A 12,066-nucleotide genomic window follows, 5' to 3' on the forward strand; every position below is an offset into this window, starting at 1 on the left:
GCCGACCACGGGGTGTGCCGACCACGGTGCGTGCCGACCACGCGCCCGCGCGGCTCAGAACTTGTACTCGTCGACCAGCTTCACGAGGCGGATCGCCACATCCTCGATCGTCTTCACGGCGCTCTCCGTCTGCGAGAGGCGTTTCATCGTGTCCTCCATCATTCGATTCTGGTCCGTGATGGCGGAGAAAATCTGCGCCACACCGGCGTTCTGCTGCCCGACGGCGGCGTTGATCTGACGAACGACGGCCGAGTTCTCCTTCACGATTCCCGACAGCTCCGTCAGCTTCTCGCCCGTCGTGCGAACGTCCTTCAAGCCCGCGTCGATGCGACTCGAACCGCGCTCCGAGATGGTGACCGTTCCGGCAACGGCCCCGCGCACGTCCTCCAGAATCTCTCTGACGCGGTTCGTCGCTTGGATCGATTGATCGGCGAGGCTTCGAATCTCCCTTGCGACCACTGAAAATCCCCGTCCGTGCTCGCCAGAGCGGACCGCCTCGATGGCAGCGTTTAGTGCGAGCATGTTCGACTGGTCGGCCAGGTCCTTCACCGTCTGGGTGATGTCGCCGATGAGCACCGTCTTGTCGCCGAGGCCTGCGATGCGGGTCGCCATCTCCTCGACCTGGGCGCGCATGTCGAAGAGCGCCTTGAGGCTCTGCTCCACGGCCGCTTCCCCACCGCGGCTGACGCTCTCGGCTCGCTCTGTAACCTGAATCACGGCCTCGGCTTTCTGGGCCGCCACGAGCGAGGTCTGCTTGATCTCCTGGGCCGTCACCTGGGTCTCCTGGAGCGCCGCGGCCTGCTTCGTCAGCATCTGGCTCTGGCCCGTCATGAACGCGGAGAGGTCGGCAACAGAGGCGGCGAGGAGCTCCGTCGAGTCGCGCAGCGCCGTCGGTATCTCGCGAAGGCGCTTCATGAGGCCGTTGAAGGAGCGCGCCAGCTCTCCGATCTCGTCCTCGGACTTGATGCCGATCTCCTGCGTCAAGTCGCCCTTCCGAACGATCTCGCTCGTGACGCGCGTGAGCTCCTGGATGGGACGAACGACGACGGTCCGCGCGATCCATACGAGGACCAGGATGCCCACGAGGCCCACGCCGGAGCCGGCGCTCAGCATGTACTTCTGAATACGCGAGGCTTCGTCCTCGATGAGGTCGAGGTCCATGCCCACGTGCACGGCGACGCCGCGGGGGCTCGTGCCGAGCACGTCGAGCACGTGGATGACGCCGTCGGAGGCGCGGAAGCTGAGGTCTCGCGCCACGCGCAGCCCCTGATCGCCGGAGATCCGCGAGGCGTTCGCCACGGCGCCACGAAATTCCTCGGGGACGCCGTTGGTGAACGTGTGCACGAGCGGATGCCCGTCCTTCTCCACAACGGCGATGTAGCGGACGCCGCGGTGTGTTCGATTGACGCGCACGGAGCGGGCCATGCTCGCGTCGGCATCACCGTCGAGGGTGCCAAGCACATCGAGCGCGATGACGCTCGCCTTCTGCTCGAAGGCGCTGGTCCGCTCGCCCATCAGCGCCCTGGTCGCCGTCCAGACGTTCGCCAAACAGAGCGCCGCGATGACCACGACGATGAACGCCGCAAACTTCGGAGTGACGCCCATCCACCACGCCCGTTGCTCTCCGCTCATTTTCTCTCCTTCGCCACCATGTCGACGATCAAAGCTGGCATGACGTCGAGCGACGCCACGTAGTCGGCCAATTGGGCTTCGGCGGCGGCGCGTGGCATTCCGTAGACCACCGACGACGCCTCGTCCTGCACGAGCGTTCGACCCCCGGCGGCCCGAATCGCACGGAGCCCTCGCACTCCGTCGTCGCCCATGCCCGTCAAGATCATCCCCACGGAGTTCGTGCCGGCCGCCAGGGCGATGGACTCGAGCAATCGGTCTCCCGACGGCGTGTGCGACGAGCGCGGGGTGCGCGCTGCGATGCGCTGGTCGCGGCCCAACTCCAGGTCCTGACCGTCGGGCGCGAGGTAGACAGCGCCGAGAGCGAGCGGACTTCCGCTCTCGGCGATGTGCACCGGCAGGGAGCTCACGTCGACGAGCCACCGATGCAGCCCGGACGTGAAGCCCTGCGCCATGTGTTGCGCCACGAGAAACGAGGCCGGCAGGCCTGATGGCAGTTGAGACAGGAGCTGGGCAAGCGCCGGCGGTCCGCCCGTTGACGCGACGATGCCGACAACGGCTCTCTGCGGCGCGGTCTTGAGCGGTGGCGGCGCCACAGACGTGGGCGCGCGCCAGCGCCTGACGACGGGGACCTCCGCCATGAGCCGCACCGTTTGCCGGAGGGCAGCCCCCCAAGCGGTCAGATCGTGCCCCGAAGGTTTTGCGATGAGCTCAAGGGCGCCGATGTCCATGGCGCGAAACGAAAGATCGACCCCGCCCGAGTCGCCGACGGCGCAGACCAAAAGGATGCGGGCTGGCGTCTTCGCCATGATGCGCCCCGTGGCCTCAAGGCCGTTCAGCCGCGGCATCAGCACATCCATCGTGATGACATCGGGCGCGAGCACCGATGCGAGCTCCACCGCCTCCTCGCCGTCGCGGGCCTCGCCCACGACGTCGATGGAACTGTCGAGCTCGAGCAGGGTCCGCAGCGCCGCGCGCATCGTCACGGAGTCATCGGCCACGAGGACGCGAACGTTGCGCACTACGCCGCCCCCCGGCGGCGCGTGACAGCGCCGCGCACCTCAGCCAAGAGGCGCCCCGCCGCGCACTCGGCCTTCGTGACGAAGGCGTCGGCGCCGCGCGCCAGCGCCTCGCGTTGTGTCGCCGCGTCGGCGCGCGCGGACACCAGAACGAGCGGCGTCGACGCTCGCTCCGGAATGGCGCGCAGCGCCTCCGCGAAGGCGAGGCCGTCCATCCCCGCCATTCCGATGTCGCACACCACGGCCTCGTAGGTGGTCGCGCGGAGAGCCTCGAGGCCGAGTTCGGCGCTGCTCACCGCGTGGACCCCAAAGCCTCCTGCTTCAAGGATCGCGCGGTGAAGCGCCCGCGCCGTCAGCGAGTCATCGATCACCAGGGCCCGCCGTTCCAACGACGCCGAGCTGACCTTCGAGTCCGTCACCCACTCGGCCTTGACCACCATGAGGAGCCGCCCATCGGCCTCCATGGAGGCGCCCTGATAGGCCGCGAGGTGTCGCAGCTCCGCCGGCAGCGCGAGAATCGCGAGATCGCGCTCGCCGAGCACAGTGTCGACCAAGAGCGCGGCTCGCCGCCCTTGGCTCTGCACGAGGAGCAGCGGAGCCCCCTTGGTGGGTGCGCGCTCAAAGCGAACCCCAAGCAGCGCGCCGAGGTCGTGGATGGGCACGAGCTCCGCGGCGACCGACAAGCGCAGCTCTCCGCGCAAGGCTGTCACCTGACTCAACTCGCAGCGCAGCACCGACTCGACGGACAGCATCGGCACCGCGACTTCGTGATCGCCGACACCAACGACCAGGAGCGGCGAGCTGCCGAACTCGACCGGCAAATCCAAGACCACACGCGTCCCCTGCCCCGCGCGGCTGTCGACGACAACGCCGCCGCCGAGCGCCTCGATGCGCTCCTTCACGAGATCGAGGCCAACGCCGCGTCCGCTGGTCTTGGTGACCTCCGCCTTCGTCGAGAAGCCAGGCGCGAAGATGAGCCCCGCCAGCTCGCGCTCGGTCAACCCGGCGGCGACGTCCTTGGCGACGACGCCGCGCTCGATGGCGACGGCGCGAACGCGTTCGAGATCGATGCCCCCACCGTCGTCGGACACCTCGACGGAGACAAGGTTTCCGTGTTGCGTGACACGGACGACGATGCTTCCTTCGCGGTGCTTGCCGGCGCGGCGCCGGTCGTCGGGCTTCTCGATGCCGTGGTCCACGGCGTTGCGCAAGAGCTGGACGACCGAGGCGCGGAGCGCATCGAGGAGTCGACGGTCGAGGGATATCTCCGCGCCGACGATCGACAGCGCCGCCTCTTTGCCGACCGACCGACACTGATCGCGCACGCCGCGATGGAGTGGCTCCAAGACCGTACGCAGCGGCTGCAGGAACACGGTCCGCAGCGACTCTTCGAGGTTTTGAAGGATGTCACCGGCCAGCTCTTCATCGGCGCCGAGGCCGCGGTCCAGGGAAGCGAGGAGCGTTCGAAGCTCCCCCGTCTGCCCCTTAGGCAAGCGCTCCGCCGCGATCAGAGATTGGCGCAAGGCCCTGCGCCGGTCCCCCAACTGCAGCCGCAGCTCGCGCAGGAACTCTACGCGCCGCATCAATTCCGTGGCGCTCTTCGCGTCGACGCGGAGCGCGATGTCGACCTCGTCGAACTCCTGGGACGCCGGCGCCAGCTCCTCCAGCATCGCGCGCGACGTCGGCGACGGTTGCTCAAGGACGCCCAGGGCGACCTCGGCGGCCGAATCGTCGCGGCCGTCGGCGGTGGCGCGCAACGTCGTCAGGTAGGAGTCGAGGCCCCTCAAGACGAGGTCGGCGACGTCGGCGGACATCGCCTCGCGGGCCGCGCGCAGGGGCCCCACGAGGTCCTCGAGCCTATGGGCGAGCTCCGACAAATTCGAAAGGCCCAGCGAGCCGGCCGTTCCCTTCAGCGTGTGGAGCCCGCGAGCGACCTCCCGATAGTGCTCGTCGGCGCCCTCGGTTCCGCCCTTCTCGAGATCCAAGAGGGCGCGCGTGATCGTCTCGGCGATCTCCTCCGCTTCGGCGGCGAAGCCACGCACGAGCGGAGCGAGGAGCGGATCAAGCGCCACGCTTCTTCTCCCAGACGGCACACAGGCGCCCCACGTCGACGAGCGTGAGGACACGGTCACCGAGCATCACGTCCGTGAGCGGCTCTCCTTCGCGCGTGCGAGCGCGAGCCAGTTCGATTTCGCGCGCGGGCCGGGTCGTCGCGAGGGGTACTTGAACGCAGTCAAAGGCGACGAGTCGTCCGGCGCCGCGCTCCACCACCAGGAGGTGCGTAGAATCACGACGCGAAGGCTGCCCCCCGAGCATGAACGCGAGGCTGTAGACGGGCAGGACCGCACCAGAGAAGCGAAGGACGCCAATCACCTCCGGCGGCGCGAGCGGCACCGGCGTCACGCGACGCAGCGGAAGCGCCGCGCGCAACGCGTCAAGCGGTAGTCCAACCTCGAGATCACCCACGGCGAACGTCGCCAACCAAACGGTTTCTTCGCTCGCCGCCTCGTGAGCCGGCGCCGCTAGGCGAATCGCCCGCGCCTCAAGCAAACGCTGAGCGCCGGGGGAGAGCGACTCCTTCATCGCCGCTCTCCTCCCGGGGCGACGGCGAAGCCGAGGTACGCCTCGGCGGCCACGCGGTAATACGCGACCGTCAGCTCCTCGGGCCCCACGACAACCTCGTGCGAATCGAGCGTGCGTGTGCGACGCAGGATGTCTCGCATGATCGACTCAGCCTCGCCGCGCTGGCCCCGACGCGCAAGCACGACGGCGAGCTCGAAGAGTCCCGGCAAGTAGTCCGGCGACGAGGCTCGTAGCGCCACGAGCAGGTCCTCGGCGCGCGCAGCGTCACCGCGCTCGAGGGCCGAGAGCACGGACACGTGAACGGCGATGTTCGCGTCGTCGTGCGCGACGCGGGGCGGCGCCGCCGGTGCCATCGAAGGCGACGGGAGCTTCGGTGGCGGCACCGAGCGCGCTCGCGGCGGTGGTTTGACCGACTTGCGCGGCGAAGCGACCGGTGCGAGCGGGGCCGGCGCACGAAGCGACGGTCGCTTGGTCTTCCGCGCAGGGCCGCGCTTCACGAAGATGTTCGCCTCGCGCGGCCCGAATCGCTCCGTCCCCGGCGGAGTTCCCTCCAAGTCGAGGGTTCCGAAGACGAGCAGGCCTCCGGGCGCGAGCGCCGAGGCGAGGCGCTCGATGGCCCGCGCCGCGGCATCCTCGGAGAAGTAGAGCAGGACGTTGCGACAAAACACGACGTCAAAGCGCCCCGGCGCCGGAGGCTCGTCGAGCACGTTGTGCTCCTGAAAGGACGTGCACGCGCGAATCCGCGGCAAGACGGTGTACGCGCCAGGGTCTCCTTCTTGCGCGTCGAACACGGGGAAGAGGATCGGCCCCGCATCGCGCACCGACCACGCGCCGTAGGTCCCACGCGACGCGGCCAGGACGTTTCGTGCCGCGACGTCGGTGCCGAGAATCCGAACGTCGACGCCGGGAAAGCTCGCCGTCAGGCACGCGGCGACTGAGTAGCTCTCCTCACCGGTCGCGCAGCCCGCGCTCCAGACCACGAGGCTGTCCTTCCGCGGAACCGACGCGAGGTAGTCGACGAGCAATCCGAAGTGTTCCGGATGCCGAAAGAAGAACGTTTCGCCGACCGACACCGCCTCGAGCAGCGTCCGTTCGAGCTCGGCGTCGCCGGAGGAAACACGGCGCGCGACCTCCGCCGGCGCGAGGCTTCGCGGGAAACGTGCGCGAATCGCCTGCGCGGCCCCCGCGTAGGGAATCGCGTCGGGCCGAAACCCAATTTTTCGGCGACGCGTGCCACGAGGAGGCGCAAGGTCTTGTCGTTCATGGCGCAAATTGTGCTGCTGCACGAACGCCCGATGCGATGAACTCGACGGCGGCGGGTGAGAGCAACGCCGCCGCGTCGAGCAATGGAAGCGGCGCCTCGGGGCGCCTGACGACCCCCTCGAGCACAGCGCGAAGGGGTTCATGTTCACCACCGGCGAAGGAAGCACGGAGGACCACTTCGGAGCGGGGTACCAGCATCGGCTCGCGGACTTCGTCGACGGCGAAGGCGATCACGCGATCGCCGGCGCGCATCAGGACGAGCTTTCGGTCTACACGCGAGAGCTCGTAGGGCTCGCCCAAGCGTTCCGCGAGGTCGAAGAGGGCGACCGGCTCGCCGTGCACGTCGAGCATCTCCTTGATGAACGGAGGTCCCGCCGGAAGCGGGATGGTGCGCGGCATCAAGGACACGGCGAGAACACGCTCCACGTTGACGGCTAGCTCCACGCGGCCGATCCGCAGCGGCAAGATGGGCACCGTCGCGGAGGCTTGGCGACGCGCGACCTCCTCGAGGACCCGCGCCACCGTGGCTCGCAGCTCATCGGCCTTGAGTGGCTTCGGGAGAAAGCCGTTGGCCCCGAGCTTGAGCAACGCCTGGGCTCGCTCCCGCTCCGTCGAGACGATCACGATGGCGACGTCGTCGAGCGACGTGTCGGCGCGAACCGCCTCGACAACGCGGTCGCCGTCCATGATGGGCATTGAGAGGTCCAGCAGCACGAGCGCCGGACGCACGTCGCGAATGCGCTGCAACGCCGCGGCGCCATCGCTGGCGGTGGAGAGCGCGTAGAGCCCAGAGAGGGCGGCCGCCTCAAAGGCGACGATGGCCGCGCTGTCGTCGACGAGCAGAACCTGCGGAAGGGCCTGAGCGACGGCTCCGCCGCGGCTCGGCTGGAGCGGCCCCTTCTCCGCGGACCGCTCTCGACTCACCCGGCCTTCCGCGGCAACAGCGAGTCAACGACCTGGACCAGCTTCTCGCGATCCAGGGGCTTGAGCAGGAACGTGCTCGGGCCGTGTTCAGGCCGGTGACGGCCTGGCTACCGTCGCGATCCCCGCTGATGAAGACCACTGGCACGTCACGCGCCGACGCATCCTTCTCACGGAGCATTCGGACGAACTCGACGCCGTCAATCCTGCCGAGGTGAATGTCCACGATGAGGAGGTCGACGGACTCTTGCTCGAGAATCTCAAACGCCCGCTGGGCGCTATCGGCCTCGAGGAAGGTGTGCATCTTCCCCATCATGTAGAGCTTGAGGATTTGCCGCATCGTCGAGTTGTCATCGACGATTAGGATCTTGTGCATGTCCCCTCCCCTTCGGCCGCGCTGGTGCGCGCGTCTTTGAGGCCCGAAAGAACTCTACGCCAAGTCGGCCCTTCGGTGCGAATCGCCGCAGGAGGAGGACAAATAGGTAAGAGTGGGCACTACAGGCCGCGCAGCGTGCTTGACTGAACCGCACGGGCGCGTATGTTGCGCGTCCACGTTGCGGGCGGCTCGCCTCTCGCACGGGTCGCCACCTTAGCTCAGCGGTAGAGCAGCGGTTTCGTAAACCGCAGGTCTGGGGTTCAAGTCCCCAAGGTGGCTCCAGTGGGGCGTCGCATCCATGACCGCCTTTCGCGCGCTCAGAGCCCAGGTGCCGTGGCGGCCTCGCTTCGCCGAAGAACACGCCGTCTTCGCGGCCGTGCGCGGCCCCGCGTCGCTCTTTGAAACGCTCGCAGCGTTTCCTTCCCCGGAGCAGATCCACGAGCGACTCTCACCGCTCGCAGGGGTCTCGTTTGTCCGAGCGCCGGAGCGACGGGTCGGCCCGCGCAGCCTCGACAGCCTCTACGACGGCGCCATCCACACGCACCGCACCGTCCCGACGCGGAGCGGTTCGTGGCACGACCTCTTGAACGCGCTGGTTTGGGCGATTCACCCGCGCGCCAAGTGGAGCCTCCACGCGCGTCAGTTCGAGCTCGTGCGCCTCGGCCTCGACCCCGCGACGGGGCGCCTGCCGGGTGCCCGAACGCGAGCGCAAGACGCACTGGCGCTCTTCGACGAGGGCGGTTTGGTCGTCGAGAGCCCCGAGCCGCTGACGAGCGGCGCGGCCATTGAAGAATCGGTCGCGGCAGGACGGGCGCGCGCCGTCGTCTTCGGCCACGCCATCTACGAGGGCTTCGTCCTCGGTTCGGCGTGGCCGATGGTTCGAGCCATCGTCGTTCCCGGCGACCCCGACGAGAGCGTGGCCCTTCGCTTGGCGGACCGGGAGGCGTCCATCACTCCCGAGGACCTGCCGCGCGTGCGCCTCATGGAACTCTTCCGCTAGTTCGCCCTCCGCGATGCGGCGCGCTCAGCGCGCCATCCGATCGGCGAGACGCGTCGCCAGAAGGCTCGCGATGGCCATGATGGTGTGCTGCGGATTGACGCCGAGGTTCGTTGGAAAAACGCTCGAGTCAACGAGGTAGAGCCCCTCGGTGCCGTAGACGAGGCCGTCGCCGTCCACCACGCCCGATGCGGCGTCGGGTCCCATGCGCGCGGCACCAAAGAGGTGCGTCGCAATGAACGAATAGGCGCGCGCATCGGTGGGTCCGCCGAGGACCTTGCCGACGTCGGAAGGCGCAAGGGTTGGGGGCAATCCATGGACGCCGGGCCACACCTCGCGCGCGCCCGCGTCGAAGAAGAGTCGCGCGAGGACGCTCAGACCGTACCGAGCCGTCATCATGTCGCGGGGCGTGGGCGAATAGGTCACGCGTTCGCGCCCAAAGAGCGTGCGTCCGACTCGTCCCTCGGCTTCCGCGCGCACCTGAATGGACCACATGGCGACGTGGGAGTAGTCGCGCATTCGCTCAAGGAGGCCCGGCCCCACGCCCGGCATTCGCGCGAGCACGAGCCCCGGCGGCATGGAGATGGCTTCGATCTTGAAGCGCTCCTTTCGATACGCGACGCTCTCAGCGCCCTGCGTCGCGCCGAACGACATGTCGATGGGATCGGCGAAGAGGCCGAGGAGCGCGAGCCCCGGGTGCACTTGAAAGTGTTCGCCGAGGTGACGGTTCTTGATGCCGCTGCGTCGCAGAAGCTGAGGGCTCTGCACGGTGCTCGCAGCGATCACGACGGCTCTCCGAGCGCGCAAACGAACGCGCCGCCCCTCGGGTCCGGTGCCGGTGGCCAAGACTCCGTCGGCGCGGCGTCCGTCGAAGGTGATGCGGGACACGTTTGCGTTGAAGTAGATGCGGGCGCCGCGCCAGAGCGTCCGTGGCACGAAGGTGACGTTCATCGACTGCTTTTTTCCGTTTGGACAGCCGGTCAAGCAGCGCCCACTCCCCTCGCATCCTCCGTCGTAGCGGCGCATCACCGACGGCTCGAGGCCCGTGCCGCTGGCTTCAACCCCTCTCGTGGCGAGCAAGCGACGGTTGTTCTCGCCGAGCACGTGCTCCGCCACGGGCTGCACGGAGAGCTCCGCCTCGAGAGCCCGGTAGTGCGGCTCGAGCTCGTGCATCGTCGGCCCCACGCCAAAGCGCGTGGTCCAGTCCGAGAGCACGTCCTCCGGCGCGCGCCACGCGATGGCCGAATTGATGACCGTGCTGCCGCCTACGCATCGGCCCTGCAAGAGCGGCATGAACGCGCGGCCCTCGAGCGCCTGCATGCCCGCGTCGCGAAAGAGCGTTCGGAAGCCGTCGAGGAGATCCTCTTCATGTCACGGGAGAAGATCCACGGCCCCTCCTCGACGATGGCCACGGAGCAGCCGCTCGCAGCGAGACGAAAGGCCGCCACTGCGCCGGCGGCGCCGGAGCCCACTACGATCACGTCGAAGATCGCGTCAACGTCGGGCCCGGGCGTCGCAACATCGACGGCGGCGCCTTCCGGCAGCGATTCGTCGGGCAAGGCGCCCGTCGTGTCAGGCCAGCCGTCGAGCGGCATCGTGGCCTCCCTCGTCGGCGCGACGTACGAGGCGCGTGCCCGAAACGGTCGCGCTCGGCACAGCCGCAGCGCCGAGCATGGCCCCGCGCACTTCGGGCACGCGGGCGTAGAGCAGCGTGCCGACCATCTTGAGCAACGTCGCGAGCTGCCGGAACGCATAGATGCGGCTCGTGAGAAGCCGATTCAGGGCTTCGGCGCGGGCCTCGGCCGGCGTGTGCGCCGAGCGACCGCCGGAAAGCCACAGCGCACCAACACAGACGACGAGCGCCAGGCGAATGCCGAAGCGCGCCCGCGAGGGCACGCCCACGAGGTAGGACTGAAGGCCAGCCTCGAAGGGCACCTGCGACGGCTCGACGGGCGCCATCGGCCCACCGAACAAGGCCTCGAACGCTCGTCGCGCCCAGCAAAGCTCCCAGTTCGAGAGAGGCCCTGAAGGCGTCCCGATCTGAGTAAATGATTTCGCAGGTTCCCTGGACAAGCGGATTACCTCTTCGAGATATTTGTGATTATGGGGCACGGGACCAGGTGCGCAACGCGCTTCGCACTTATGGTGGGAGTGCGCCCCACGCCGCCGTCGCGGGGGCTGGGCGCGGCCGCTCAGGGGGGTCCCGGCAGCGCGGTAGAAACGCTATACGAGCACCATGATCGATCTCCGGAGCGACACGGTGACGCAGCCGACGCCGGCCATGCGCGCTGCGATGGCGGCGGCCCCGGTCGGCGACGACGTCTACGGCGAAGACCCGTCGGTGCGCGAGCTCGAAGCCCGCATCGCGAGGATGCTCGGCAAGCCAGCCGCCTTGTTCGTGACGTCGGGCACCATGGGCAACCAGCTGGCCATTCGCTGCAGCACCGAGCCCGGCGACGAGGTCATCGTCGGCGAGGGCGCCCACCCGGTCTTCCACGAATCGGGGGCCGCGCCGGTGCTCTCGGGCGTTCAGTTCGCGATCGCCGGTCGGGGCGGACTGTTCACCGCCGAAGACGCCGAGCGCGAAATCAAGCCGCGCGCCTACACCTCCCCCCGCACGTCGCTCATCTGCGTGGAAAACACGCACAATCGCGCGGGCGGTCGAATCTTTCCCGAAGCCGAGATCGAGCGCATCGGCGCCGTCGCCCGGGCCAACGGCCTCGCGTTTCACCTCGACGGCGCGCGCCTCTGGAACACTCACGTGGCTTCGAAGCTCCCGCTCGCGCGCCTCGCCGCGCCCTTCGATACGGTGAGCATTTGTTTCTCCAAGGGACTGGGCGCCCCCGTCGGGAGCGCCCTTCTTGGCACGGCGGCGCTCGTGGAGAAGGCGCGTCGCTTTCGCAAGATGTGGGGCGGCGGCATGCGGCAGGCGGGCATCTTGGCGGCGGCTGCTCTCTACGCGCTGGACCATCACGTCGAACGGCTCCAGGAAGACCACGACAAGGCTCGGGCGCTCGGCCAAAAGCTCGCGTCCGTGCCTGGGCTCGTCGTCGACGAAGCGAGCATCGACACCAACATCGTCAACATCGACGTGGAGCGCCTCGCGCCGGAGGCGGTCTCCGCGGAGGCGCGAGCCCGCGGCCTCTTGCTGAACCCATCGGCGCCGGGGCGCCTTCGCGCCGTGCTTCACCTGGACGTTCGCCGCGAGGACATCGCCCGATGCGCCGCGATCCTTGCCGAGTCCTTGGAAGCGGTCCGCGCGCGCACATGAAGGCTCG

Annotated in this window: 11 protein-coding genes and 1 tRNA gene; 3 read left to right on the top strand and 9 right to left on the bottom strand. The window is 68.6% G+C overall.

Features of this window, described 5'->3' with window-relative positions; genetic code table 11:
- Positions 1 to 54: 54 nt before the first annotated feature.
- Genes IPG50_05930 through IPG50_05960 form a run of 7 tightly spaced genes read right to left on the bottom strand, consistent with a single transcriptional unit; the run spans position 55 to position 7,791 of the window.
- Positions 55 to 1,632: a methyl-accepting chemotaxis protein gene (locus IPG50_05930; protein ID MBK6691732.1), complete on the bottom strand. Its 1,578-nt coding sequence runs from the start codon at positions 1,630 to 1,632 to the stop codon at positions 55 to 57.
- Positions 1,629 to 2,630, bottom strand: a complete 1,002-nt coding sequence (locus IPG50_05935) for a response regulator (GenBank protein ID MBK6691733.1) — start codon at positions 2,628 to 2,630, stop codon at positions 1,629 to 1,631. Before IPG50_05935 ends, IPG50_05930 begins: the two co-directional genes overlap by 4 nt.
- A 20-nt stretch (positions 2,631 to 2,650) precedes the next feature.
- The gene (locus IPG50_05940) at positions 2,651 to 4,720 is read right to left on the bottom strand and encodes a response regulator (protein MBK6691734.1); all 2,070 of its coding nucleotides are present in this window, start codon (positions 4,718 to 4,720) and stop codon (positions 2,651 to 2,653) included.
- A complete protein-coding gene (locus IPG50_05945) occupies positions 4,710 to 5,231 on the bottom strand; it encodes a chemotaxis protein CheW (GenBank protein ID MBK6691735.1) in 522 nt (173 codons plus the stop codon). Before IPG50_05945 ends, IPG50_05940 begins: the two co-directional genes overlap by 11 nt.
- A complete protein-coding gene (locus IPG50_05950) occupies positions 5,228 to 6,517 on the bottom strand; it encodes a methyltransferase (GenBank protein ID MBK6691736.1) in 1,290 nt (429 codons plus the stop codon). Before IPG50_05950 ends, IPG50_05945 begins: the two co-directional genes overlap by 4 nt.
- The gene (locus IPG50_05955) at positions 6,492 to 7,418 is read right to left on the bottom strand and encodes a response regulator (GenBank protein ID MBK6691737.1); all 927 of its coding nucleotides are present in this window, start codon (positions 7,416 to 7,418) and stop codon (positions 6,492 to 6,494) included. Before IPG50_05955 ends, IPG50_05950 begins: the two co-directional genes overlap by 26 nt.
- Positions 7,300 to 7,791 (bottom strand): response regulator, encoded by a 492-nt coding sequence (locus IPG50_05960; protein MBK6691738.1) that lies wholly within the window; start codon positions 7,789 to 7,791, stop codon positions 7,300 to 7,302. Before IPG50_05960 ends, IPG50_05955 begins: the two co-directional genes overlap by 119 nt.
- A gap of 207 nt (positions 7,792 to 7,998) precedes the next feature.
- Between IPG50_05960 and IPG50_05965 the strand changes: the two genes are divergently transcribed.
- Positions 7,999 to 8,073, top strand: a tRNA-Thr gene (locus tag IPG50_05965).
- 16 nt (positions 8,074 to 8,089) lie between these two features.
- On the top strand, positions 8,090 to 8,791 hold the full coding sequence (locus IPG50_05970; protein ID MBK6691739.1) for a DUF3025 domain-containing protein: 702 nt from the start codon (positions 8,090 to 8,092) through the stop codon (positions 8,789 to 8,791).
- 24 nt (positions 8,792 to 8,815) lie between these two features.
- On the opposite strand, the gene IPG50_05975 is transcribed toward IPG50_05970, so the two are convergent.
- Positions 8,816 to 10,108, bottom strand: coding sequence for a GMC family oxidoreductase (locus tag IPG50_05975; protein ID MBK6691740.1), 1,293 nt, complete (start codon positions 10,106 to 10,108; stop codon positions 8,816 to 8,818).
- Positions 10,054 to 10,542, bottom strand: coding sequence for an FAD-binding protein (locus tag IPG50_05980; protein ID MBK6691741.1), 489 nt, complete (start codon positions 10,540 to 10,542; stop codon positions 10,054 to 10,056). The genes IPG50_05975 and IPG50_05980 overlap by 55 nt, the downstream gene beginning before the upstream one ends.
- A 482-nt stretch (positions 10,543 to 11,024) precedes the next feature.
- On the opposite strand from IPG50_05980, the gene IPG50_05985 reads away from it, so the two are divergent.
- Positions 11,025 to 12,059: an aminotransferase class I/II-fold pyridoxal phosphate-dependent enzyme gene (locus tag IPG50_05985; GenBank protein MBK6691742.1), complete on the top strand. Its 1,035-nt coding sequence runs from the start codon at positions 11,025 to 11,027 to the stop codon at positions 12,057 to 12,059.
- The last annotated feature ends 7 nt before the right edge of the window (positions 12,060 to 12,066 follow it).

The sequence above is a fragment of the Myxococcales bacterium genome (assembly GCA_016703425.1).
Taxonomy (GTDB): domain Bacteria; phylum Myxococcota_A; class Polyangia; order Polyangiales; family Polyangiaceae; genus JADJCA01.